This window comes from Methylophilus sp. 3sh_L (assembly GCF_046766015.1).
Lineage (GTDB): Bacteria > Pseudomonadota > Gammaproteobacteria > Burkholderiales > Methylophilaceae > Methylophilus.
This window is the reverse complement of the sequence record NZ_JBKOUF010000006.1, coordinates 16,519-41,707: the sequence shown is the minus strand read 5'-3', so window position 1 is coordinate 41,707 and position 25,189 is coordinate 16,519. Positions and strand designations below refer to the sequence as shown.

The 25,189-nt window shown below is 49.0% G+C and carries 17 protein-coding genes; 1 reads left to right on the top strand and 16 read right to left on the bottom strand.

The genetic code is table 11. From position 1 onward, the window contains the following. Positions 1-19: 19 nt before the first annotated feature. From ACIDF8_RS11525 to ACIDF8_RS11480, 10 genes are all read right to left on the bottom strand, one after another. A complete protein-coding gene (locus ACIDF8_RS11525; RefSeq protein WP_412010760.1) occupies positions 20-298 on the bottom strand; it encodes an EscU/YscU/HrcU family type III secretion system export apparatus switch protein in 279 nt (92 codons plus the stop codon). Continuing rightward, positions 285-1,430, bottom strand: coding sequence for a flagellar hook-length control protein FliK (locus tag ACIDF8_RS11520; RefSeq protein WP_412010759.1), 1,146 nt, complete (start codon positions 1,428-1,430; stop codon positions 285-287). The genes ACIDF8_RS11525 and ACIDF8_RS11520 overlap by 14 nt, the downstream gene beginning before the upstream one ends. After that, positions 1,431-1,763 (bottom strand): flagellar protein FliT, encoded by a 333-nt coding sequence (locus tag ACIDF8_RS11515; RefSeq protein ID WP_412010758.1) that lies wholly within the window; start codon positions 1,761-1,763, stop codon positions 1,431-1,433. Position 1,764: 1 nt separating this feature from the next. Further along, complete coding sequence (gene fliS, locus ACIDF8_RS11510; protein WP_412010757.1) at positions 1,765-2,253, bottom strand: flagellar export chaperone FliS; 489 nt, start codon at positions 2,251-2,253, stop codon at positions 1,765-1,767. 24 nt (positions 2,254-2,277) lie between these two features. Further along, complete coding sequence (gene fliD / locus ACIDF8_RS11505) at positions 2,278-3,966, bottom strand: flagellar filament capping protein FliD (RefSeq protein ID WP_412010756.1); 1,689 nt, start codon at positions 3,964-3,966, stop codon at positions 2,278-2,280. A gap of 30 nt (positions 3,967-3,996) precedes the next feature. After that, positions 3,997-4,344: a flagellar protein FlaG gene (locus ACIDF8_RS11500; protein ID WP_412010755.1), complete on the bottom strand. Its 348-nt coding sequence runs from the start codon at positions 4,342-4,344 to the stop codon at positions 3,997-3,999. Between the two features lie 73 nt (positions 4,345-4,417). Continuing rightward, positions 4,418-5,218, bottom strand: a complete 801-nt coding sequence (locus ACIDF8_RS11495; RefSeq protein WP_412010754.1) for a flagellin — start codon at positions 5,216-5,218, stop codon at positions 4,418-4,420. Between the two features lie 823 nt (positions 5,219-6,041). Then, positions 6,042-6,842 carry a flagellin gene (locus ACIDF8_RS11490; RefSeq protein ID WP_412010753.1) on the bottom strand — a complete coding sequence of 267 codons (801 nt, stop codon included), beginning with the start codon at positions 6,840-6,842 and terminating at the stop codon, positions 6,042-6,044. A 234-nt stretch (positions 6,843-7,076) separates the two neighbouring features. Beyond that, on the bottom strand, positions 7,077-8,180 hold the full coding sequence (locus ACIDF8_RS11485; protein WP_412010752.1) for a DegT/DnrJ/EryC1/StrS family aminotransferase: 1,104 nt from the start codon (positions 8,178-8,180) through the stop codon (positions 7,077-7,079). Positions 8,181-8,438: 258 nt separating this feature from the next. Further along, positions 8,439-9,239, bottom strand: coding sequence for a flagellin (locus tag ACIDF8_RS11480; RefSeq protein WP_412010751.1), 801 nt, complete (start codon positions 9,237-9,239; stop codon positions 8,439-8,441). Between the two features lie 410 nt (positions 9,240-9,649). Here ACIDF8_RS11480 and ACIDF8_RS11475 point away from each other — a divergent pair, with 410 nt between their 5' ends. Further along, complete coding sequence (locus tag ACIDF8_RS11475) at positions 9,650-10,495, top strand: 2OG-Fe(II) oxygenase (protein ID WP_412010750.1); 846 nt, start codon at positions 9,650-9,652, stop codon at positions 10,493-10,495. A gap of 102 nt (positions 10,496-10,597) precedes the next feature. On the opposite strand, the gene ACIDF8_RS11470 is transcribed toward ACIDF8_RS11475, so the two are convergent. From ACIDF8_RS11470 to ACIDF8_RS11445, 6 genes are all read right to left on the bottom strand, one after another. Beyond that, positions 10,598-11,008 (bottom strand): sugar 3,4-ketoisomerase, encoded by a 411-nt coding sequence (locus ACIDF8_RS11470; protein ID WP_412010749.1) that lies wholly within the window; start codon positions 11,006-11,008, stop codon positions 10,598-10,600. Between the two features lie 190 nt (positions 11,009-11,198). Continuing rightward, positions 11,199-12,653: an NAD(P)-binding protein gene (locus ACIDF8_RS11465; protein ID WP_412010748.1), complete on the bottom strand. Its 1,455-nt coding sequence runs from the start codon at positions 12,651-12,653 to the stop codon at positions 11,199-11,201. Positions 12,654-12,655: 2 nt separating this feature from the next. Beyond that, a complete protein-coding gene (locus tag ACIDF8_RS11460) occupies positions 12,656-13,414 on the bottom strand; it encodes a class I SAM-dependent methyltransferase (RefSeq protein WP_412010747.1) in 759 nt (252 codons plus the stop codon). After that, on the bottom strand, positions 13,411-14,247 hold the full coding sequence (locus ACIDF8_RS11455; protein WP_412010746.1) for a GNAT family N-acetyltransferase: 837 nt from the start codon (positions 14,245-14,247) through the stop codon (positions 13,411-13,413). Before ACIDF8_RS11455 ends, ACIDF8_RS11460 begins: the two co-directional genes overlap by 4 nt. Positions 14,248-14,341: 94 nt before the next feature. Further along, entirely contained in the window at positions 14,342-17,794 is a 3,453-nt protein-coding gene (locus tag ACIDF8_RS11450) for a tetratricopeptide repeat protein (RefSeq protein WP_412010745.1), read from the bottom strand. Beyond that, positions 17,791-24,945, bottom strand: a complete 7,155-nt coding sequence (locus tag ACIDF8_RS11445; protein ID WP_412010744.1) for a tetratricopeptide repeat protein — start codon at positions 24,943-24,945, stop codon at positions 17,791-17,793. The genes ACIDF8_RS11450 and ACIDF8_RS11445 overlap by 4 nt, the downstream gene beginning before the upstream one ends. Positions 24,946-25,189: the final 244 nt, after the last annotated feature.

The window sequence follows — 25,189 nt, the reverse complement described above, 5'->3', positions numbered from 1 at the left end:
AGCGGGGCTAGTGGCCAGGCTAATGATCCGCCTGCCCCTGTTCCATCTTGTAGAGCCAGGCCAGAATCTCGGCAATGGCCTGGTAAAGCTGCGGCGGAATATGCGCATCCAGCTCCACTTGCATCAGCAGATTGAGCATGGCTTGTGACTCATGCACATAGACCTCATGTTCCTGCGCCAGGGCGATGATGCGCTGTGCCAGCAAACCATTGCCTTTAGCCACCACGCGCGGCGCCAAATCCCCGGCTTCATAGGCCAAGGCGACAGCAGATTGGGTATAAGTCTTATCCTGCTGCATATTGCTTATCCCGCGATACGATTTCTTCGCGCACAATCTGTAATGAGTCCAGTTTCACCCCAGAAGCTTGCAGGTTCATAGCCAGCGCACTGCGGCCAGACTGCATTTCTTTGAGGCTGGCTGAGTCCGTAGGCTGCACACGCACGCTAAAGCGGCCATTAGACAGTGTGATACGTACAGCCACTTCTCCCAACCTCGGTAGCTGCAATTTCAAATTGCTAAACAAACTGTTGAGCGTCGGATCCTCGCTAGACTGCTGGGAATTCTGGCGCTCGCTGACTTGCCACTCCATCGCCTGACCAGGCCAGACCTCACCCTGCCAAATCACTCGTTGTTGCTCCAGCACTTGTAATTGCTGGGACACCATCTCAGGCGGTACGAAATGAGGCTTGTTTTGCGGCTCTTGCAGGAGCTGATGCCAGGGGCGTGTCCCTAGGGTCGCCTCTTTTAGGTGAGACTCATAGAATAGCCCTGAGCTATCAAGCGCATGTTTGAGGTCTTGTGCCAGCACCTGCGGCTTTTGTGGACTTTGGCTGACCACAGACTGCGACTGCAACACGGCGTATTGAGACTGAAAAGGTGTGGCATCCAGCCAGCGCTGTAAATGCTTGGCTGGCAGACTCAGTTCTACCAGTGTCGCCTGGCCGCTGGCATTCTGTACCAGGCTTTGGTTAACCATATGCGCATCTGCGTGCGGCATCTCGGCCAACAAACCCGCACTAGCCAGTTTGGCAGTCTCTACGCCTGCAGATTGCACGCCCCAGCGCACTTGAGGATAGCCCTCCCCTTCTTTGCCCTGGGTTTTCGCCAATCCCATAAACTGCATATTCAGGGTTTGCTGCTGCGATAAGTAAGCCGGCAGCTGCATTTGCACCATCATGGGTGGCTGATTGGGTAACTGGATTTGAACTTTGAAAGCAGCCAGATCGGCATTGCCAGGATTGGCTGCGCCTTTTTGCCCGGCGTCTTTCTGTACAATCAGGCCGGTAAACTGCATGCCTGGCCGCATGCGCTCCCACAATGGCGCTTCGGCTTGGGTGCCTTCTACCGGCATGATAGAAGTCACCGCACGCAAGCTCTCGGTTTCACTCGCGATGAAACGTTGGGAGAGCACTTGCGGGATCGGAATCATCTAAATCACATCCGGTGGCGTACGCGCATGCAACTGCGCATCAAAAATCATATCGGTAATGCGATGCATGACGGGATACAGCAAATTACGTATCTCACCATCATCGGCCAAAATTTTCTGCACCAACTCCTGCTTGCGCAAATGCTGTACCTGGCTCAGTTGCTCGGCTTGCAAACGCAGGTTTTGCTCCAGCGTTTTGATCACTTCAATCTTCAGCATATAAGACTGCTCAAGCTCAGTGACTTTTTCCCAGGCATTCTGTTGCGCGGCCAACAGCATCTGCTCCATGATTTTGGCAGCAGACTCATAAGTATTAATCAGCGCCTTGGACATATCAGGCCCCGGCCATGGCCAGATGTTGATAAGCCTGTGCTTTTTCTGCAATCGCTGAGTTTTCCAGTGCATTCTGCTGTGCAAGGCGGCTCATCCCCGATTTTTCCAGGGTTTCCCAAGCCCCCTTCAACTCCATCAGCAACTGCTGCACTTCATTCACCTTGGCGCTATCCTGACGCAAGCTGGCTTGCATGAGGGTACGGATCATATATTCGTACAACTGGTCGAGATTGAGGGCAACCTCACCCCCTGCGCGTTTGTTCAAGCTGGTGCGTAAACCACTTTCAATGATGGAGATCGCTTTGGAAATATATTCGCCTTTTTGCGTAATGTCTTGCTTCTGAATGGCTTGTTGTGCCCGGATACAGGCGGTCACAGCGCCCTCATACAGCATGATCGTCAGCTTGAGCGGACTGGCATCTACGACACCTGTTTCCAAACCTACTTTGGCGTAGGCATTAATGCCAGATTGTTTCGATCCAAACATCATAATTCTCCTGATAATATTCCGCGATTAGCTATTTTTACTGATTGCACTTAATTGTTGTGTCAATGCACTGCTCTGGTTTTGCATACTGCTGAGTAATGCATCTAATTTTGCGTACTGGGCACGATAACTTGCTTCAAGGCTAGGTAGCTTGGCACTTAAGTCATCGGCTTTTTTGTTCAATGATTTAATAGACGACTGCAAACCGTCTGTCCTGGTGGCCAACGCAGCATCGGAGTCCAGCCAGCTATCAAGCATGCTACTAAACTCGCCGATTAAGCCGCGGTTGAAAGTCACCGTGCCACGGTCTCCAGTCGCAGCGCCCAAAATACTGAGTTTTAAACCGGCACTATTCTCACCAAACGCGCCGGTCAGGGTATTACCACTGCCAATCGCATTCACGCCATTCAGGGTACCAGCCACATCCTGAGAGCTGCTCCCCGCTTGTGAGATATTGACGGCATAGGTGCCAGAGACTGTTTTATCGCCACTGCTGACAAAGCTGACCAATGGATCGGTACTGCTTGCCGAAGGGGAAAAGATTTTCGCAACATCGGAAGGGCTATTCGCCATTGCTTTCTGAAACTTGGTATCGTCCAGCGTCATCACGCCGCCATCGCCCACGGTGACCCCAATGTCACTCAAGGTACGGTAGGTGCTGGCGGTAGGTGAAATACGGGACATCATTAATCCGAGTTTGACCGTCACATCACGCGCAACAGAATCGCCCAACAAAGGACCATTGGCATCAGATCCACCATCGACGAACTTTGTCAGGTTACGCAGACTGGTATTCAGTTTGTTGTAGGCATCGACAAATCCCTGTACAGAACTCTTGATCGCGCTATTGTCGGTCGCAATCGTCATCGAATTCGCCGTACTGGTGACAGCCTTCAGGTTCAAGGTTACCCCTTGAATCACATCGGTAATGCTGTTGCTCGCCTTGCTGATATTTAAACCATCAACCGTTAACAACGCGTTTTGTGCAGCCTGAAGCTCACTTAAATTTTTGCCACTTCCGCTTGAAGCGGTCGGGTCATAAGCAAAGGTGGATAAGCCACTACCGTCGGTATTATTGCCATCGTTATCGGTGACATCAATCTTGAGGCTATTGGCTGCACCCGTGTCCATTGAGGTGATCACCAGGCGGTTACCCGTGCCATCATTGACAATAGAAGCCGTCACAGAAGCATTTTGTGCGTTAATCGCATCACGAATGCCGGACAGGGTATTGTTGCTGCTGTCGATATTCACTGTGATGGCATTTTTGCTGCTATTCGCAGTAAAAGAAGCTGCCGTACTACCGTTGGCTGGGGTATAGGTACCAAAGGAAATCTTAAGGCTCCCAGTCCCAAACGTGGTACTGGCATCGCTGTAGGCTGAAGTGGTAATGCGTTGCGAAGTGGCCAACTGGCTCACCGAAATGCTGTGGTTGCCATTGGTAGCGCTACCATCTGCAGTGGCGCTAATACTGTTTGAATCAGTCAGCGTCACGGATTGCGCATTGAACTTACCTGGGTTAGACAAACCATCGAGGGCCGTTTGGAAGGTACTGAGCCCACTTTTTAAGGTGCCATAAGCAGACAATTTGGTATTGTAAGTAGAGACTTGCGTCTTGATCTGCGTAATCGGCTGCTGGGCAGACGTCATCATGGCATTGACAAGTGAGTCAATAGGTAACCCTGATGATCCTGTTGAGCTTACAATCGATGTCATAATCTAGTCTCCAAATACAATCACAATTCATCACACCGTTTGACGAATGACTAGCCCTCTTAATTTGTCCAACGTCTTGCTAATGGCCAGCACTTCCTCATTAGGGATTTGCCTGAGCACCTTCTGTGTCTCGGTGTCGACCACTTTCACGACAATACGGTCTGTGTCATCATCAATCGAAAACTGTATGGTTTGCAGCGCAGGCGCCACATAGTCATTCAGTTTTTGTACTGCGCCTGTCAAAGTCGCCTTATCCAGCGCTTCGGTAGGTTTTTGCTCGCCACTGGCTTCTGCATATTTCACCAGTTTCAAGCTATTTACTGCGGGCACACTCGTTAATGTGCGGTTACCGCCAACACCATCCATAGATTGAGTCATGATGCTGCTCCTCTGCTTAGCCTAAAATCCACAGAGGAAGGCCCCTGTGGATATGATTCAAGTGTCTTGAGAATTAACCTCTCAACAAGCTCATTACACTGTTAGGCAACTGGTTGGCTTGGGCCAGCATTGCTGTGCCTGCTTGTTGCAGAATCTGGTTACGAGTCATCTTCGCAGTTTCTGACGCAAAGTCTGCATCCGTAATCCGGGATTTCGCTGCAGAAATGTTTTCCACGTTCACTTGCAGGCTGCTCACAACGGCTTCAAAACGGTTTTGGTAAGCACCCAGGCTAGCACGGGATGTGTTCACCGCATCCAGTTGCGCATCAATCGCTGTAATCGCTGCTGTCGCGTCAGACACGGTGGAAACACTGCCACTCACAGAAGCCGCAGTCACTGCACTCACCTGCAAGGTGTCTGCAGAGCCAGAACCAATCTGGAAGGTGTAGCCAGAACCACCAAATACGTTTAAACCGTTAAACTGGGTGGAGGTACTCAAGCGGCTGAGTTCTGAAGTCAGCTGCGTAAATTCTGTGTTCAGGTTGGCACGGTCACCAGAACCGTAGCTGCCGTTGGCTGCCTGTACAGCTAGTTCACGCATACGTTGCAGGGCGTCTGTCGCTTTGGACAAACCACCTTCTGTCACTTGCAGGTAAGAAATCGCATCGTTTGAGTTACGAATCGCAACATCACTGCCACGGATTTGTGAATCCATACGGGTCGCAATCGCCATCCCCGCTGCGTCATCCTTGGCGCTGTTGATACGCAAGCCAGAGGACAAACGCTGAATGGATTGATTCAAGCCTGTTTGCGAAGCATTCAGGTTACGCTGTGCATTCAGTGATGCAATGTTGGTATTAATTACAGAAGCCATGTTAAATCTCCTTTAGAGTCGTATATCCAAATTAGTGTCAAATCGGCATGTCACATCAACGTTGATACACTTGTTACCACATGTTTGCTATTCAGCGTTGTTATTACTTTTATCGACCTCACCTGAAATTTCTTTAATCCTGCTGTTTAAAATTTCGGTACGATCAATCATGCACTTGAAACTATTTACGACTCCTTCCGGAAAAACTTTAATCTCAATCTATTAATAGCAAATTCAAGCCGTGCGAAATCACCACTACGCCAGTCCCAGCCTAGTCTCAGTGTCCACACGTCCTGGTTTATTCCCAATACGCAAGCAATCTCTTTTATCTCACTCTGATCTCATAGCGATCCATACAATACTGCCAGTTTCACGGTATTCCATTCGTTTAGCGGTACACCAACATGCCTACTTTACCGTAGTCAAGCCAGCATAATTTGGTAAAACAACAGCGTTTTTACCTGCTTATCCTGAAAGACAATGTGTAGCTATCGTGTGAAGCACCGCTAAAACAGACAATAGCGCATAGAAATTTGGCGATTGATTTTCAGACCTTAAGAAAACCGCAGGCGGCCTTCTGGTAGAGAAGTAAAGGGGAGTCAAAAAAAGAAGAAGCAACTGCTGCTTGTTGATGATCGGTACCATATGCAAACACGCCATAAAAATGACTTGTAGGCAGGCATTAATGCTTATAGCTAAGACGAAAACTGCCACTTGGAAGGATGGCTAGGCGGAAACTGTCGTCGTGTTAGTAAAAAACGGGCACTTGTTTGCACAAGTGCCCGCCATTGATTCTAGTGTCTTGAGAATTAAGCGCTCAGAATTAACCTCTCAACAAGCTCATTACACTGTTAGGCAACTGGTTGGCTTGGGCCAGCATTGCTGTGCCTGCTTGTTGCAGAATCTGGTTACGAGTCATCTTCGCAGTTTCTGACGCAAAGTCTGCATCCGTAATCCGGGATTTCGCTGCAGAAATGTTTTCCACGTTCACTTGCAGGCTGCTCACAACGGCTTCAAAACGGTTTTGGTAAGCACCCAGGCTAGCACGGGATGTGTTCACCGCATCCAGTTGCGCATCAATCGCTGTAATCGCTGCTGTCGCGTCAGACACGGTGGAAACACTGCCACTCACAGAAGCCGCAGTCACTGCACTCACCTGCAAGGTGTCTGCAGAGCCAGAACCAATCTGGAAGGTGTAGCCAGAACCACCAAATACGTTTAAACCGTTAAACTGGGTGGAGGTACTCAAGCGGCTGAGTTCTGAAGTCAGCTGCGTAAATTCTGTGTTCAGGTTGGCACGGTCACCAGAACCGTAGCTGCCGTTGGCTGCCTGTACAGCTAGTTCACGCATACGTTGCAGGGCGTCTGTCGCTTTGGACAAACCACCTTCTGTCACTTGCAGGTAAGAAATCGCATCGTTTGAGTTACGAATCGCAACATCACTGCCACGGATTTGTGAATCCATACGGGTCGCAATCGCCATCCCCGCTGCGTCATCCTTGGCGCTGTTGATACGCAAGCCAGAGGACAAACGCTGAATGGATTGATTCAAGCCTGTTTGCGAAGCATTCAGGTTACGCTGTGCATTCAGTGATACAACGTTAGTATTAATTACAGAAGCCATGTTAAATCTCCTTTAGAGTCATATATCCAATTAGTGTCAAATCGGCATGTCAGATCAACGTTGATACACTTGTTACCACATGTTTGCTATTCAGCGTTGTTGTTACTTTTATCGACCTCACCTGAAATTTCTTTAATCCTGCTGTTTAAAATTTCGGTACGGTCAATCATGCACTTGAAACCATTTACGACCCTTGCGGGAAAAACTTTAAATGACTGAAAATAGAGGCGCGTCCTAATGCGCTTGGAAGAATGCGCGCACCAAGCTAATCACGCGGTCAACGGCCTCCAAGGAGAGTTGAGGCCCGATGGGCAAACTCAAGGCCTGGTTTGCATACTGCTCGGCATGGGGAAAATCCCCTTCCTTCCAGCCAAGCGCTTGGTAAGCTTGTTGCAAATGCGGGGGGACAGGATAATGAATCAGGGTTTGAACCTTGTTTGCCTGCAACCACGCTTGCAAGGCATCGCGTTGCGGGGTGGTAATGACAAACAAATGCCAGATGCTTTTTGCCCAAGCCGGAGAATTTGGCAGTTGTAAAGGCAACCCTTGCAAGCCCTCTAAATATCGCTGCGCTAACACTTGTCTGCGCGTATTCCATTCATCAAGCCTCGAAAGCTTGACCGATAGCACAGCAGCTTGCAAAGGGTCGAGACGGCTGTTGACGCCAGGTTCCAGATTGTAATATTTCACCGCAGAACCATAATTGCCCAGTGCGCGTATGCGCTGCGCCAGAGAGTCGTGCTGTGTGGTGACCGCACCACCATCCCCCAAAGCCCCTAAATTTTTACCAGGGTAAAAGCTCCAGGCGACGGCATCCCCATGCGCACCAACACGCTTCTCCCTGACAGCGGAGCCATGTGCTTGTGCAGCATCTTCCAATACCAATAAGCCATGCTGCTTGGCCAGCGCGCAAATCGCATCCATGTCAGCAGGAATGCCATATAAATGGACGGGCAAAATCACTTTGGTTTTAGGCGTGATTTTTGCCTCAATGGCCGCTGCATCTATATTAAACTGCCCGGCACTAGGCTCAATCGGCACGACGGTTGCGCCGACGGCGCTCACAGCCAGCCAAGTTGCAATATAGGTGTGAGAGGGCACAATCACCTCATCCCCTGCCCCAACATCCATGGCGCGCAGGGCCAAGGTCAGTGCATCCAGGCCATTCCCTACCCCCACGCAATGTGCAGCGCCGGTATAGGTAGCAAACTGCGCTTCAAATGCGTCCACTTCCGTCCCGCCGATATACCAGCCTGAGCGCGTTGCTCTTAACAGCGCAGCTTCTATCTCTGAAGCTAATTCATCATAAGCGGCTTTTAGATCAAGGAAAGGAATCATGTATGGCACCCAATAATGTGAATAGACCAAAAGAGAGAGCAGGCGTGTCACCACGCACCAGTCACTTAATATATCTTATCCGGCAATTTAAATTGAGAAAAACAACACGGGTTTTACCAGCCTATCCTCAAGGCTAGTGTAACAACAGCATATTGAGAGAATTAAATAACAAATGGCGGGCCTTTGTCTTGGCAAAGGCCCGCCATCTTAATAAGCACAGCTATCTAGAAAATGACTTAAACTGAAACTATGTTAGGCTTACCCTTTAATCAGTGACATGACACTGTTAGGCAACTGGTTAGCTTGGGCCAGCATCGCAGTGCCTGCCTGTTGCAGAATCTGGTTACGGGTCATCTTCGCAGTTTCAGCCGCAAAGTCTGCATCCATAATGCGGGATTTCGCTGCCGACACGTTCTCTATATTGACTTGCAAGCTGCTGATCACCGCCTCAAAACGGTTTTGATAAGCACCCAGGCTCGCACGTGACGTATTCACTGTATCCAATTGCGCATCAATCGCTGTAATCGCTGCTGTCGCTGCTGATGCAGTAGCCACGCTACCAGACACTGAAGCAGCAGTCACCGAACTTACCTGCAAAGTATCAGCGGAACCAGAACCAATCTGGAAGGTGTAGCCAGAACCACCAAATACGTTCAAACCGTTAAACTGGGTTGAAGTACTCAAGCGGGTTAATTCCTGCGTCAACTGCTGGAATTCTGTATCCAAGTTAGCACGGTCGCCAGAGCCGTAGCTACCGTTAGCTGCCTGCACCGCCAGTTCACGCATCCGTTGCAAGGCGTCAGTGGCTTTAGACAAGCCACCTTCTGTCACCTGCAGGTAAGAAATTGCATCGTTCGAGTTGCGGATCGCTACATCGTTACCACGGATCTGGGAGTCCATCCGCGTTGCAATCGCCAGGCCCGCCGCATCGTCTTTGGCGCTATTTACGCGTAAACCTGAAGACAAGCGTTCAATAGATTGATTCAAACCACTTTGAGAGGCATTTAAATTGCGCTGGGCATTTAATGATGAAATATTGGTATTAATGACTGCACCCATGTTAAGTCTCCTTAATGTACAAAAATATCGAGCTTCATGCTAAGTCTTAATGCCACACTCAAGCTCTTCAATCCGTTTTAAATTAATCTGATTTCGCACATTCTCACTCAAGTTCAGCCAACACTGGCCGTTATAGTAAGAACGTTGCGTCAAGTTAAGAATCACTTTATCGCAGCCCCTGCTAATTGATTTCAGCGAATAGAAAGCGGTTTTGCCGCCATTTCTACAGATACGCCTGTCTACAGATTAAGAAACAAAAGGTTCCCGCTCAAGACACGGCCTCAAGAAGGCACGGTTTGCTTCTATCCATACAAATTAACGTACAAATCCACGCATATTCGCCTTAATAAATTGCTTTTAAGTCCGATATAAATACAGAACACGCTCAATTAATGCGAAGGGGGATTTTCATGCAACCGTTTCTGGATTTGAATCATCTGACTAAAGGAATGCATCACTTTCAAGATGCAAAACCTTTCCGCCATGCCGTCATCGATCATTTCTTGAATCCTGAATTGGTGAAAAAGATTGCACGCGAATTTCCAGAGTATGACTCTTCGCGCTGGTTTCACTACCAAAACGAGATCGAAGACAAAAAAGCATTGAATGACTGGAATGCTTTCCCTGCGCTGACCTATGCGCTGTTCCAGACACTGAACTCGGCCCTGGTCATAGACAAACTATCTGAAATCGTCGGCACCCAGTTATATGCTGACAATGGCTTGCACGGCGGCGGCTGGCATATTCACGGCACTGGCGGCAATTTGAATCCGCACCTGGATTACTCCATTCATCCCAAATTAGGTTTGCAGCGCAAAATCAACATCATTATTTATGTGTCGGAGCAACTCAAGCCATATCATGGCGGACATTTGGGTTTGTGGAGCCACGATGCAGAGCAAAATCAGCCTGGCGAACTGCTAAAAGAAGTCTGCCCCAAATTTAACCGTGCCGTGATTTTTGATACGACTCAGAACTCCTGGCACGGCATGAGCCGTCCACTGACCCAGCCTTATGGTGTTTATCGCAAGAGTCTGGCCGTCTATTATTTATGCGAGCCACCGGTGGACGCAGATCCGCGTGGCAGAGCCTTGTTTGCACCGCGCGAGCATCAAAAAGACAGTGCAGAAATTGCTGACCTGATCCGTATGCGCGCCAATGTATCCACCTCAAGCGAGGTTTACCGCAAAAACAAAAAACCTGCTAAACAACCGACCGAGCCTTTACCAGTCGCTGGCACCGTCAGCCACTCATAAATACATTTTCCACGTCATAAAAACAAAGGCGCATCAAATCAATGATGCGCCTTTTTTAATGGTTAAATATTTTGAATTCAGATATTGGCAGAACGTGGCAACTCAAGCAGCCCAACGTGCGCGCATGAAATCATCATAACGGCGGAAATAATCCCCTTCATCATATTTTTCTGAAGCCAGGCACATCAATACTGAACCAGATGAGAAGTTATCAATTTCACGCCAAATCATCGGGCAGATATACAAGCCATAATAAGAACGGGCTAAATGAAATTTTTTCTTATCCTTGCCATCATCCAGGGTGATATCAAAACTACCAGACATGGCGACAATAAACTGATGCAAGTTCTTGTGCGCGTGACCACCACGCTCCGCCCCTCCGGGAACATCATAGACATGGTAGACGCGCTGAATCGCAAATGGGATCTGATTATTACTTTCAATAAATGTGAGGTTGCCATGCGGGTCATGGACTTTAGGCAACTCAATAATTCTGCAATGTTCTAGTGGCATACACACACCTGCTCTATCTCGTAACTCAACCCACTATACGATAGGCATGCACGAATTAATTCAACTAATAAAGCCTGGAAAAGGCAGCATTTATCTTCAGTAAGGTGACAGGCTCGCCTCACGACCAAATAACGCGTAGTGAATTGATCGCCACGACACCATGATCTATGGCGAGTCCGTGGATTGATGTTTAAGCAGGCAGTGTTTCCTCAACTGTTTCAGCTTCTGCGTCCAGGCGGGTTTCTGCATAGTACAACCCTTGAATGACCTGATCGTTAAGTGAAGTGGCAAAAAAGCCGCTCGACATTGCGAGTAAAGCAATCTCAGGATGCAGCGCAGCCACGGTTTGCTGATCTTGTTCCCAAGCATCCCGTGCCGCCTGATCAGGCACCAGAAATCCACCCGGGATACGTTTGATGGCCGCAATCACTGGTTGCGCACCTGCAGCAATCATGTTCATGGCCGCCAATTCTGCCAGTAACTTCTCAACGATGAATGCGTCCGAATCATTCTCACCGTACAACTGTTTGAAATAATTCTGGTTAAACTCAACCACAATATTCATATCTTCGTCTTGTTGATCAGCACATGCCGTCTGATTTGTAATCCGATAAGCACATTTATCCATATCTAGGACATGCAAAATCGTATACACATCACGGATATCCGCTTTTTTAATGCGCAGAAATAGTACTGCAATCGGCGATTTAATCTCTTGCACTATGGTAGGCTGTTTCCCCAGTGCCTTGAGCAAAGCGGCTGGCGCACCGGTCCAGACCAAATGGCCACCTTCAATAGGACCACTCACGGCCCCCTCGCCTAACTGTAACTGCCATCCACCGTCATTTTTTTCTACTGTTTGAATCGCTTGTTGCACATAGGTGATATTGGGATGACTTAGTACTTGTTGTTTGACTTGACGGCAAATGCCACCGACCGCCCCTTGCTTGGGATAATGGAATACGGTGGGTTGCAGGGGTACCGATTTTCCCTGAAAGCTGGCCAGCAATGTCTCTGGGTAGAAGAGTGGTAACCAGGCGACACGATGATAACGTGCCAGCATTTTGTCGGCTGTCACGCCTTGTGCCTTCATCAGGTAAGGAGCAATGATATGGTCATGCATGGCTTTACCATGATTGGCAAGGGAAGCCGTCAGGTAATCCAGTGTATGGTAACGAGCACCATTGGATTTTTCGCGCGCATGAATCTCTGCAGCAGGTAATTGCTGCAACTCTTGAATACTTTGCTCGGCAAAAGGCAACTGACTAAAGGTATGGTAGCTATTACTCAATACCACATCGTCATAAGCCTTGTTCTGCAACCACATTTTTGGCATGTCAAACTGATGCAAGGGCGCATACTGCAGCGCCCAGGCATGCACGATATTCATAAAGCGGCCCACATCATTACGTAGCTTTGGGTTATAGCTGGCTAAGGTACTGTTTTGCGAGAGATAGCCATCCAGCTCAAACTTGACTAAACCCGCATCAAACATCACGCCGTCAATCTCCAGTCCGGCAAAGTAACCGCCCAATGGTCCACCAGGATTGACCAAGGTCACCTTTTTGCCTTGGCGCGCCAACTCTAATGCCGCGACCATTCCAGCTAAAGCATTCCCTACAATCACAGTTGTTTTAGTATCCATTTTCAGTCCTCAAGTTTGAGATTGACATAAATTTCAGAGCCGTTTTCAGGAAAATGCCGGGCCAATCGCCACAAGCCATCCAGCATTTCCTGCGTCAGCAAGCCTTGTTGCATCAACGTCATCATTTGGTGATGGGTAAACGGCTTCACCAAAAAAGAGCCTGCTTCAAGCACTTGTAATCCTAGTTCTTTTGCCAGTGCTTTTAATTGTTTTAAATCAAAGATACGTGGCTGATTAAATGACTTTTGCAGTGCAGACTGCGCGTAGACACTATCCATCAAGCCCATCTCCACGGCAAGCAGGCGGTGCATAGACAATGCATTCGGTACATTGATATGAATCACCGTATTTTGATCTGCCAATGCTTTGGCACTAGCTAATAATGCTTTCGGATCTGGCACCTCATGCAACAGGCTGCTAAGCAGGATCAAATCATATGCCGGGTCAGGTTTGCCCAGATGGCTGCTTTCAAGAAACGACTCTATCACTTGTGCACCTGCTAATTGCGCAGTATCTTTTCTGGCTTTTTCTGCAAACTGCGGGCCAGGTTCAACGATGGTCAGGCTTTCAAAGTCTTGCCAGTGATTCGCAATGGTATCCCAACCGCAACCTACCTCTAGCACATGTTTGGGTTGATATTTTTCAAACAACTCTAGCAAGAGTTTTTTGCGATAGCGCGCCTGAATCACTTCAAAGTCGCTGGCACTATAAGCTTGCTCATAAGCCGAGATCGCCTGTTTTCGTTGGTCATCATGCATCATACACAATCCATTTCCAGCCATTGCAAGGTCGTCGTGCGGCCACCAAACATTTCCTTTTGCGAACACAAGCCCTCATTAAAACTTAAGCCATTGTGGCAGGTAGAAATACCGAAATTAAAATAAGGCTTATCAGCGTAGACTTCGCTGATGAGTGTTTCCAGTAATAAATCCACCGCCCCCACCTCTCTTGCCACCGGACTAGGCGCAATGTATTGCGTGTGCGCAACCCGGCCAAAATCGAACATGACGACTCCAGCAATCGGCTGCTCCTCTAGATAAGCCATATATAAACTGATTTCAGGGCAGCGGCTGGCTAGCAGTGATATCTCTTGCAGACTGTGCGTGGGACTGGTGCCATGTCGGGCTTGCAAATTATCAGTGAGTATCTGCCAACAACTGGCGTAGTCATCACTTTTTCTAATCGTGACCCCTGCTTTAGTCGCTTTGGACAATGCATGCTTACGGCCTTTTGATAAGCGCAAGCGTGACTCCTGCATAATGGTGGTTGATACATCCACACGCATGGTCCTGGCACCAAGCCTAAACAAGGCATACAAGTCCTCTTCACTGGGCATGCTGTGATAAATATGCGGAACAGGCTTATAAATAAGCTTTTTAACCCCCATGGCTGCCCAGTAATCCCGTAACTGCTCGAACAGGGCTTTCACATCTGCCGCCCCCAGACGTGCACTCATGACCAAACCACCAAAACTCAAACCGCCATGACTGACGATGGTGTCACCGTCGCGGCTCGCCGGCAACATGGCAAGTGCTTGTCCTTCCTTTTCTATCCACAAAGAAGCATCTTGAAAACGGTCAGCGTGATAATCCATGTAGCCTCTTTTGAAAAAGAAGGCCCCATTCCGGCTCTGTGCCAAAAACTGGTCCCATGCCAAGTGCTCTTGCTGATAAGTCCGGATATCCATACTAGTGACTCATTTTCCCTAATACCTCTTGATAAGCGCTCATGGAACAAGCCTGCTCATAGTAGGTACGCGCCGCTTTTGCATACTTCGAATGATCAGCTCTTAGAACTTTTAAACCTGCCACAAAAGTCTCTATGTCATGCCAGTAAATCGTCTCAGGGGCATGGCTGCCAACGTTAAGATGACGCGGGCAATCCAGGGCTTTAAACGCCAGTAAAGGATAGCCTGCCCCCTGTGCTTCAATATCCGACTTAGCGCCCATAATAGGGGCAGAGCCAATAAACACATGCGCATCAATCTCTAGCAAGGCTTGCCATAAGGAGGGCACGTTGCCCATATACACAAAACGCGTTTCGTCCAAGCCTTTTTGCGTTAGGTAATCCCGCACTTGTTGCAGCACAGGGGCCTGAATCTCACCAAAATGATAATGCTGACCTTCGCCTAGATCCAATGCTTGGCAGACTAACTCCTGAAAAGCAATCGCCCCCTCAGTTTTAAACTTGGCAAAGGTGCCAGCCGTGACTGTATTCAACTTGCCAGCGGTATAGTCAAAAGTTTTAACCCCTTGGTCAACAGCCGTCGTTGGTAAAAACAATGTTTCGCGATTCAAATCTTGATGGCAGTTGATGGCTCGTTGCCCATACAAATCGACATGTTTCAAATGGGGGACGCCGCTCCCTACTGACAAGTTGTGATCCGCATGGTGAATAAAGTAATAATCCGTCTCAAAATTTGGCTGGCAAGCCACGACGGCAGCAACATCATCCTGATGCGTCAGCAAAAACACATTACGGGCATACGTATTAATCAGACTGGCCAAACGTTGACCCTTGGCCAGCAAGCTTTCTTGTGGCAGGACTAAAACAGGGCACTGTGGCAGCGCGCTTTGAATATTCTTGTAAAACGATTGTGTTGCAAATCTTGCATAAACATCGGTGATCACCAGCATGGGATTCTCAAGCTGATGCAGCATGGTAATAATATCCTTGGTATGTCCGCCAAAATCATAGACTTCGGTCGCAACAACAATATTTGCCAGTTTAGCATTGCGTGGTACCACTGCTGGAATACCCAAGTCTATGTTGGCAAGTAACTGATCAAAATATGGTGCAAATATTTTATGACCAGTAAATTCCGGCAACCACATCAGTTTCAAGACCACTGCACGCACAAAATTGATCAGTTTATCGGTCTCCATCAAAGCGGGAAAGCGTTGCATAAAGGCCTCACAAGCGCTTAAATCCATATTGCCAGAAATCAAGGCTCCGCTAGACTGGCCTCTTTGAATAGCGGCTACATTGACTGTCACAATCTCCTGCAGCAGACCGGTAGCGTCTATCAACCCCTCCATGACCGGACTTTGTTGTACTTGAGGATTGCCAATCAGACCAATCGCGTAATTGACAACTTCCTCATAAAGCATGTCATGCATTGCCTCAGACAAGGCATACTTTTTAGCCTCACTGATTGCCATAAACACGGTTTTAAAGGCATGTAACTGTGTATAAGCATCAATAATGGTGACCCAGTACTGCTCAATTTGAGGCGCATTTGCAATGGCTGCTTCCAAATATGGTAATGCGACATCTAATGCTTCTGTTTCAGCGAGCAATCGTCCATAGTCATGATTAGCCCTGGCATGTTTGGGATCAGCTTGTAACACTTGTTGTAACTGTGCTTTGGCAGACTGATAATTACCTTCTGCCTGTAACACTTGTGCTTGCGTCAACAAAGCCTCTATTGCCGCATGCGTCATCAAGTTTGACTCAACAAGCGATGTGGTCTCTGTTTCTTTTTGCTCGCGCCAGGCACTATCCGTTTTCTCTAAACACTCCTGATTTAATAGCTGGGCCATTTGTGCAGTCAATGCATGTTTCTGGCCTTGCTTGATCGCCTCATAAGCTGCAGGAAAGTCTTGCGCTAAAATATAAGCATCAATCAGGCTCACCCAATATTGTTCAACATCTGGTCTGGCCATGACTGCTGCTTCAAACTTGGGTAAGGCGGCTTCAACACCCCGCGTATGCGTTTCAATAAAGCCCAGGTTGTGATTGGCACCAGCATGTTGTGGCTGACTCTTGAGAATATCTTCATATAAAGCCATCGCCTTTTGAAGCTCACCCGTGGCTTGTAATTGCTCGGCCTGAGTATAGACTTCCTCGATAGCTTGCTCGAGCTGATTTAACCGATGGCGCTTAATCCGATCAACGATCTTATCTTTCAAAGCAGTGTAGCCCAGGCTATCCACTTTACAGTGCTGTTTGCAGGCCTGTTTTTTTATTTCATCCAATGCCCTGAATTCATCCATGGTCACAAACCCAGCCAATGTCGAATTGACCAATGGCATTAAACTTGAATCATAAGCGTTGACCCGCCATTGCGGTTGTGTCGCCAACATTAAGGAAACAATCCGTTCAAACACAAATGACTTACACGGCAAAAGTTTATTTTCATGGGTAGTATCGGCATTCAAACATTTTGCCAGCAGCGTTTTGCCTTCTTCAGCCTCATGAAACAAATCTTCACAAGCTGCCAGCCATGTTCGCCAGAAGCTAGGTTTTGCCACAAAGAAATTAGAATACACAGAGTTTTCGCTGTGCATGATGAGTGTGTCCATCTCGGCCTGAGGTGCAATTTTATTGATCACCAATTCAAAGCAAGGTGCAATGCCTTGATGGGCTAGGATCCCTTGATGGAATTGATTCAGGAAAAACGCGGTCTGATCAAAAAAAGGCGAAAAAAGAATCACGTCTGACTGATCAGCATTGGCCTCGATAAAACGGTAAACCTCTGCAGAACTTAACCCGGTTTTTTCAGTAAATTTTGGCGAGAAGAAACCGTAGAAAGTCTCTTCATCCAGCGCCTCATTTAAAAAGTGTTGACGCATAAACCAATACTCGCGCCAATCTGGCCTAGGGTTGGCCAGGTTATCAAACGGAATAAATCCTTGATCCAACTCGAGGCGACTTTGTTCTGAATAATAGGCTTGGTAAATCTTAACCTTCGCTTTGTTGCCTGGGTTGACAAATGCAGTAGACACTTCACTCGCACTGCGCATGTCTGAAGGCGCGGCCACTTGCATCAGGTCTACACATGTCTGGGCCAGCAGGTGTGCTTTTGACACGCCTAAACCATACTGCAGCCCCAACTGAATCGCCGCCGCAGCTTTTTGCAATTGCGCGAAGGACATCAACGCCTCAATATAGCTGCCCCAATATTGCTCATTCCCGGCATCCAGCTGAATAGCTTGTTCAAGTTTGCCAATTGCACCGGTATCGCCTTGTGAGCGTAAAACCAATCCAAGTTGATGATAAGCAGGTGCATAGCGAGGATATTGCTGCAAAATAGCCTGATAGTGTCTTAACACTTCCTCCGGTTGATCTAACAGCGCATTAGCTTCGGCCATCAGTTGCTCCGGCGTACCATCCATCTGGTTGATCGTGTCTTGGCTCATGCATTGGCCTTTCTTGAAAGTTCATTGATTGCTGCCTGCAGGGTTTGCGGGCTGACATCCGGTGCATTCGTGCAATGCTTACAGGAGGTTGGCATATCACCACGCAGCAAGGCATGCCGGAAAGCACGAATCCCTTCACCGTTTAACCCCTCCTCTTCTTTGCCACTATCGAGATTGCCCACTGGATCCATTTCAGTCATACAGCAAGGGAAGATCGCAGCATCGGCCGCCAGTGTAAAGCGTGTCCAAGGCTGCAAACAAAGTTTGGTGGAAAGTTGCGGATCGGCCTGCACAGTGCCTGTATCAGTGGCAGCAGCATTGATACTTCTCGCCATCGCTTCGATTCTCTCCATCAAATGTGGCTGTATGGTGACGCGAAAGCCCTGCTGCTTATCTGCAATTTCCATGGCATGTTTTAAATGCTCGACAGCTTGCTTGAATGACACTGGATCATCGTTATGCAAAGGACGAATGGCATGTTTGTCAGTGGCTTCACGCTCAAACAAATCTGAAATCGTCACCGACGTGATCGGCAAATTAGAAAGCATCGCCATCAATTCAGGCAGGCCGGCAGCGGCTTCATGATATAAAGTGACGTTCACGGTCAGTTTGGGTAACTTGAGGCCGTGAAACTGGCAATAAGTCTGCAAACGGGTAATGTTGTAAATAATCAAACCGAGGTCGGACTTGGCGCGCACCTCACGTGTCAATTGCCGATCAGCGGTGTCAATTGAAATCACGATCCCGTCTAGCTGGGCAAAGACCGCCCAATCCTCATCTTCATATTTGGCCGCAAAGTTGCTGTTGACATGGATATAACATGACGGATTACGAGATTTGCCAGCTTGTATCATGCGTGGAAAATCTTCGCGCCAATGCGGATGAAAAGTGGACTCCCCAGTGCCTGCCAGCAATAACTCGCTATAAGAGGATTGCTCAATTAAATGAATGACCGCATCCACGGTTGTGGTCGTCATATCCATATTACGCCCAGGAATTTGGTCGTCGCCAGGATTACTCTTTGAGCAATACTTGCAGCGCAAATTACAACGGGAAGTGTACTCAATCATCAATGCTTGAGGATATGCCTTTAACCAGCTTTCAGGGAAAACTGTCTGCTCAGCAACTGGTTTTGTCTTGTTAAACCATTGAACAGGTTGCGCTAACAGCGGCTGCTGAGGGACAACGGACACTGGCACCTCATCGGCAACAGTTGTCTGCATGTTGCCCTCAGCAAATAACTGTTGCTGTAATTGCTCGACAGAAACCAGGGCTGAATCAGTCGTGTTTTTCTCAGCAAACTGTTGGCTTGCCGCCTGCAGGCAATCATTCATCAGCATGGCTGCTGAAGCAGCGGTTAACCCATGTTGCTGCCCTTGCTGAATAGCCAAAAGTGCTGCTCGAATGTTGCCTTGCATCATCAAGGCATCAATATAGGTGACCCAATATTGCTCAACCTCTGGCTGCTGCATGACTGCTTGCTCCAACCTTGGCAAAGCGAATGTGACACCGCGCGTATGTGTTTCAATCCATCCCAACTGAAAATTGGCTTCTGCATGTTGGGGTTCGGCCTTAAGCAAGGCAAGATAAAGTTCAGCAGCCTGCGTAATCTCCCCTTCTGCCTGTAATTTCTGGGCGGCAGCCATTAAATCACGACTAGGGGTAACAGGAGAAAGTGTATTCACGGCTTCTACGGTATCAATGTCTTCCACAAGCATCTCTGGCTCCATCTGTAGTATGGGTTGAGATAGGTCGGCATCCACCCATCTGCTTTGAATCGAAGCTGGGGCCTGTTGCGCACACCAGCGTTGCCACATCTGGAATAACACCTGGCGTAACGCCTCTGCTTGCAAGCCAGGTTTGGCGAGCAAACTGTTAGAAAAGTGTTCACGCATTTGGGCGCGACATGCTGCCAACTTTGTCAAGTCAGCACACAGGTCCAGGGTCTGCTTGATCAGGCTGTCATGGTCTGAGGCAATAAACTGCATCAACCCCAAATGCTGCATCAATGCCATGGCGCCACGGCTTGCTAAGCGGTCGCCCTCCACACATAAGGTTGGCACCCCCATCCACAACGCATGTGCAGTGGTCGTAACGCCATTGGAGGGGAAGGTATCCAGGCAAATATCCACTTCGTGGTAGTAGCCTAAATATGTCGCCATCTCGGCGCGGGGATAATAGCGGATACGCTCGGCGGCAATCCCTGCTTCAGCGAACCAGGTTTGCAAGTGCTGGGTGCTTTCGCCCTCACCTACTCCCCCAATCACCAGGCGGCTGTCAGGCAAGGCTTGCATCAACGCAGCCCATTGTTGCACGGTAGCCTGGGTGATTTTGAGGGTGCGGTTAAAGCAGCCGAACGTGATATAGCCATTGCTGAGTGCAGGCAAGGTATTGACTGCTGGCGCTTGTGGATCTGGGGTAAAAGTGGCATTGACCGGCAGCTGTACCAGTTTTTCAGTAAACTGGTCATCAAACTGGCCTGCAGGCAATAGATAAGGGTCAGCGAGGTAATAGTCCATGCTGCTCAAGCCGGTGGTATTGAGGTAACCCAGCCAGCTGATCTGGATAGGGGCAGGCTTACGGGCAAAGGTCAACAAACGGTTGCCTGAGGTATGTCCTGATAAATCAATCAGGATATCAATGCCGTCAGCCCGGATTTGCGCTGCCAATGCCTGATCTGACCAGGATGAGACTTCGTGCCAGCTTGAAAAATAGCCTTGCATCTGGGTGGTGACACTATCCACCAGCGGTTGATTAGCATAGGCAACCAAACGCAGTGACGTTTCTTTGGCTAACTCAGCGAGTAAGGGTTGCACAAAGTGTGCAACAGAATGCGCTCTGAAATCCGCCGATACCCAGCCAATACTGAGTGTCTTGTGTGCATCACGCGTATTTTGATGTGGTAACCATGCAGACTTAAGCGGTGCTTCGTACAAATCGGCATAGGCTTGATGTGCTTGCATGAGCGCGGCCTGATCAATATGTTCGGCATGTGTCATACAAAATAACAAATTACTAAAGCAATCCGCATAGCCAGGCTGCAAAGCCAATGCGCATTTAAAATAGTCAATGGCGTCTTTCACCTGCCCCAGGTCTTTGAGTACAGTTCCCAGATTGTTGTAAGCCGCCGCATAATCTGTTTTGAGGGCAATGGCTTGGCTGAAAGCTGCCGCAGCGGCTGGCAAATCGCCCTTGGTTTTGAGGACAATGCCGTAATAGCAATGCTCTTGTGGATCTTGCGCATTTAATGCTAGTGCCTGTTTGGCTGCTTCACTGGCATCCTTTTTTTGCAGCATCAGCACATCTGCCAGCATTTTCCAGCCAGCTAACCACTGCGGATATTGACTCAGATAAGTATGCAGGGATTGTTCCATTTGCCCATATTCTTGCTGCTCAAACGCAGCCAGTAGTGCCTGTTGCTGGCTAGCCTCTGGTTGCATGGCAGAGGCTGATGAACTCGCCTGTTCATTTTCTACAGTTTCACCTTCGAAAGTTTCACCAGTCAATGGCTTCTGCAAAGCGGCAGCCAGTTGCTGCACCGCCTCACGATGCTGAGGCAAGGCCATGGCCTGCTCAAATGCAGCAGATGACGCAGGCGCGCTGGCGGTCGCATGTAAAGCGACTAAATAATGTTGCAGATATTCCCATTCGGCTGGATGTGCGGCATGCGCCTGTTTAAACAATGCAACCGCCTCTTGCTGGCGCGACTGCGTCCAGACGATCAATCCCAGGTTAAATAACGCAGGGGCTGATTGAGGAGCGACTGCCAGCACCTCCTGGTATAACTGCGCTGCGGTTTGCAGGTCGCCCGCTTGCTGATGCTGCAAAGCCAAGCCTAACACCTCGTCCAGCGCAGCGCTGAGTTCTGCGGTCATCGGTGTGCCAGTAGCCGCCTCACCCTCTTCCCATTTGCTTAAATACATCTGGTATTTGTCGCGCCAGCGTTGCTTGCCAAAATTCCCCATGCTCTGGTGCGTCAAGCTGATGGGCCAAATGCCGAGCTTGAGGCCAGCCTGGGTTGCTGTACGGCAAAAATCCAGGTCATAAAATTCAAAATCAAATTGTGGGTCATGGCGCACATTTGCTTGCATCAAAGTACGCTTGTAAGCCGCCATGAATACGCCATCCATTAATACGCAGTCGCCTTTTTCAGCGCCAAAATAAGTATTAAGCCCGAATGGATGCTCGCTATGGGCCACTTTTCCGCGCAAGAATGCAGATTGCTCCCACGTAAATGCAAGGTCAGTAAATAGCCATGCTGGCTGCTTGGGCAACAGGCGCGATGTCCCCGCGACTCCGATGACATCATATGCATCCAGGCCCTCTGCCACTGTCTGCACAAATGCATTCTGGTCTAACCAGATATCGTCATGGGCAAAAATGATCAAGGCATTGTCCGGTGCAATGGCAACGGCTTCATTAAAGACTTCTGACAAGCCACGGGTATTCTCGTAATACACATGCGGAACGATGCGTGCATCTTGTTGCATATGCCGCTTGAGCGACACGCCCAGCGCAGATGAGTCCCAGAAGGCCGCTTCGCTGGCACGGGTGGCACTGATAATCCAGACCGGATGCTCACCCACATATGCATCCTGAATAGGCGTTTTAGCTAACAAGGCGTCAGCTACGCCTGACACCCGTTCAGTCCAAACATTCCACAATAATTGCTCCATATCGCGGGCAAAACGTTCGCCATCCATCAAGGGGGAGTGCATCACTTGCGTACGTAATCCTGCCCGCAGATGAGCCATGGCTGGTAAGTCCGCAGCAAACTGGATGGCCTTTTGTACAAAGGTTTGCTTGTCCGCAGCAACCCACTCTGCCAGGCCAGCGCTGGTCATCATGCTGGCCCCTTGGCGGGAGATCATGGTCTCGCCTGGCATGGTCAGCGTAGGCACGCCCATCCACAAAGCCTCACAGGTCGTTGTTCCGCCATTAAACGGGAAGCTGTCCAGGATCAGGTCAACCGCATGATAACTTTTAAAATAAGCGTCTCGCGCAGTCGGGCGCATCAAACCACATTGTTCAGGCGCAATCCCCGCTTTTTCCAGTCTGGCCAAGGCCTCAGCCTGTACCTGCTCATCTTGGAAAGCCTTGCATTGCCAGTAGAGTTTGGCGTCAGGCATTGCCTTAAAGACTTGCGCCCATACTGCCAGCACCTCATCGCTAACCTTGCTGTATTTTTGAAAGCAGCCAAACGTCACATAGCCATTTTTTAAGGCAGGCAAGGCGTTGATTTGCTCGTCTGACTGCGGCGCTGAGAAACACAAGCGGGTATGCGGAAGCTTGACAACTGTTTCAGTAAATTGGCCCTCGCTACCGGCAGGAACGCTCACCGGATCAGCAATCACCGCATCCATGGCAGGAATACCGGTCGTATCCCAATAGCCCAGCCAAGACGCTTGCACCGGCGCTGGACGCCATGCAAATAAAGACACGCGGCTATCCGCCGTATATCCGGAAAGATCCAGCAAAATATGAATGCCATCTTCGCGGATCACGTTGGCAGCACGGGCATCATTCATGCCGGCTAATGAACGCCATTGGCAGCAGTGTTTTTTTAACACCTGGCTGTAATGATCTTCACGGCCATCGGTAGAGTAAGCATAGATTTCAGTTTTACCGGCATCAACATGCTTTAACCAATGTTCGAGAAAATAACCTACCGGATGGCTACGCAAATCCGCGGACACCAGGCCGATACGCAAACGCTGGTCTTGTGCATTGACTAACCAGTTTTTGAAAGGCTCGGCCTTGGACATAAACAACTCACCACACGCGCGGGCATACTTTAAATGCGCTTTATGGCTGAGTTCATTGGCAAAACTGTTGGTATATAAGAGGTTACGGTAGGCTTTGTCCAAATGCGGCGCACGCGCAATTAGCTTGACGTAAGTCTCTACCGCCAGCTTGACATCCCCCTGCTCCAGATAAGCACTCCCCAGATTAATATACGAATCTAGGTAGTCAGGCTCTAGCGCAATGGCCTTTTCCAACGCTTGACGGGCACGCTCCACCTCACCCAGCAATCGCAATGAAACGCTGTAGTTACTCCAAAACGCCGCACAATCTGGTTTGAGCTGCAGCGCTTTTTCATAATATTCCAGAGATTGCGCATACTCTTGCTTGTAATAGAGCAGCAAAGCCATATTGCAATAGGTAAACGGATCATCCACGCCCAAGCTCAAGGCTTGCTTGCAATACCGTTCTGCCTCAGTGAGTAACTGCTGGTTGATCAGGGTAGAAGTGAAATTATTCAGTTCTTCAATATCAGGCTTTTTCACCTGCATAATCGCTTTAGCGCAGGCCTCATATTCTTTCGGCTGCTGCAACTGTTTATACAGTTGTGCCAGATCGTTGAGTAGTTGCCAGCTGTCTGGATTCAGCGCCTTGGCTTGCAACCAGACTTGCTCAGCTTGTTTAAACTGGTTTTTTTGACGCAAACAATGTCCGTACTGGTGCAGTGCATCGAAATAAGTCGGATTCAGATCAATCGCACGTTGAAAATGCACCATCGCCTCATCAAGGTTGCCGAGTACAAACAACACTTGCGCCATGTTATAGGCTAATACAGCATTATCAGGCTCAATCTCCAGCGCTTTGCGGTAATATTGCACGGCCTCTAGCGACTTGCCTGACTCATGCAGCAATGCGGCCAAGTCAAACAGCACCAGCGCATCACGTTTATTCACTTGTAAAGCGGCCCGCAGCAGTTTCTCTGCCTCTTTCTGCTGGCCATCTTCTTTAAGCAGGCTAGCCAGATTGGCATACGCACGGGTCATGGATGGATTCAAGCGGATGGCCTGACGGTAATGTTTGATGGCTAATGCATGATCACCCTGCTGGGCAGCCACATTGGCAGCATTCAAAAATACCTCAGCATCTTTTTTCAACAGCTTGACCGCTTGCGCCAAAGCTTCACTGGCGCCTGTTAAATCGCCACGCTGTTGCAGCAAGCCGCCTAATATTTTCCAGGCAATACCTTCTTTGGGAAACTCACGGGTCAACTGCAGGGCAATGTCAAAGCAGGCTTGTGTCGCCCCTTGCTGCCAAAGCTGTACCAGCTGCTGTAACAATTGCTGACGGCTAGGAGTGTTGCCAGAAGTTTGGCTATCCTGGGCAAACGGGGTGACAGCAAGCTTGTTCATAACAGAGAGTTCCAAAAATTTTCTCTTATTATTGAAAACTCCTGCGCAAAGGTATCGCTTAAAAAAAGCGGAAAACACCAGCCAGCTTATGTGTTCAGCCTGATCAGCAGTGAGGGGAAACGCCCGCTAGCCCGCACCAGCGCTAGATTGCGTAGAAAATCGCGCTGTTGAGGCTCGCCAAGTGCGCAACACAAGCGATTAAAGAAATGTCAGCCGCTGCCGTAAATGTGCCCCTCGCATGAGG

What these genes read in the sequence shown, in the direction of transcription:
- ACIDF8_RS11525 (WP_412010760.1), bottom strand. Translation starts at nt 298, where the DNA reads ATGCAGCAGGATAAGACTTATACCCAATCTGCTGTCGCCTTGGCCTAT.
- ACIDF8_RS11520 (WP_412010759.1), bottom strand. Translation starts at nt 1,430, where the DNA reads ATGATTCCGATCCCGCAAGTGCTCTCCCAACGTTTCATCGCGAGTGAA.
- ACIDF8_RS11515 (WP_412010758.1), bottom strand. Translation starts at nt 1,763, where the DNA reads ATGTCCAAGGCGCTGATTAATACTTATGAGTCTGCTGCCAAAATCATG.
- fliS (WP_412010757.1), bottom strand. Translation starts at nt 2,253, where the DNA reads ATGATGTTTGGATCGAAACAATCTGGCATTAATGCCTACGCCAAAGTA.
- fliD (WP_412010756.1), bottom strand. Translation starts at nt 3,966, where the DNA reads ATGACATCGATTGTAAGCTCAACAGGATCATCAGGGTTACCTATTGAC.
- ACIDF8_RS11500 (WP_412010755.1), bottom strand. Translation starts at nt 4,344, where the DNA reads ATGACTCAATCTATGGATGGTGTTGGCGGTAACCGCACATTAACGAGT.
- ACIDF8_RS11495 (WP_412010754.1), bottom strand. Translation starts at nt 5,218, where the DNA reads ATGGCTTCTGTAATTAATACCAACATTGCATCACTGAATGCACAGCGT.
- ACIDF8_RS11490 (WP_412010753.1), bottom strand. Translation starts at nt 6,842, where the DNA reads ATGGCTTCTGTAATTAATACTAACGTTGTATCACTGAATGCACAGCGT.
- ACIDF8_RS11485 (WP_412010752.1), bottom strand. Translation starts at nt 8,180, where the DNA reads ATGATTCCTTTCCTTGATCTAAAAGCCGCTTATGATGAATTAGCTTCA.
- ACIDF8_RS11480 (WP_412010751.1), bottom strand. Translation starts at nt 9,239, where the DNA reads ATGGGTGCAGTCATTAATACCAATATTTCATCATTAAATGCCCAGCGC.
- ACIDF8_RS11475 (WP_412010750.1), top strand. Translation starts at nt 9,650, where the DNA reads ATGCAACCGTTTCTGGATTTGAATCATCTGACTAAAGGAATGCATCAC.
- ACIDF8_RS11470 (WP_412010749.1), bottom strand. Translation starts at nt 11,008, where the DNA reads ATGCCACTAGAACATTGCAGAATTATTGAGTTGCCTAAAGTCCATGAC.
- ACIDF8_RS11465 (WP_412010748.1), bottom strand. Translation starts at nt 12,653, where the DNA reads ATGGATACTAAAACAACTGTGATTGTAGGGAATGCTTTAGCTGGAATG.
- ACIDF8_RS11460 (WP_412010747.1), bottom strand. Translation starts at nt 13,414, where the DNA reads ATGATGCATGATGACCAACGAAAACAGGCGATCTCGGCTTATGAGCAA.
- ACIDF8_RS11455 (WP_412010746.1), bottom strand. Translation starts at nt 14,247, where the DNA reads ATGGATTATCACGCTGACCGTTTTCAAGATGCTTCTTTGTGGATAGAA.
- ACIDF8_RS11450 (WP_412010745.1), bottom strand. Translation starts at nt 17,794, where the DNA reads ATGAGCCAAGACACGATCAACCAGATGGATGGTACGCCGGAGCAACTG.
- ACIDF8_RS11445 (WP_412010744.1), bottom strand. Translation starts at nt 24,945, where the DNA reads ATGAACAAGCTTGCTGTCACCCCGTTTGCCCAGGATAGCCAAACTTCT.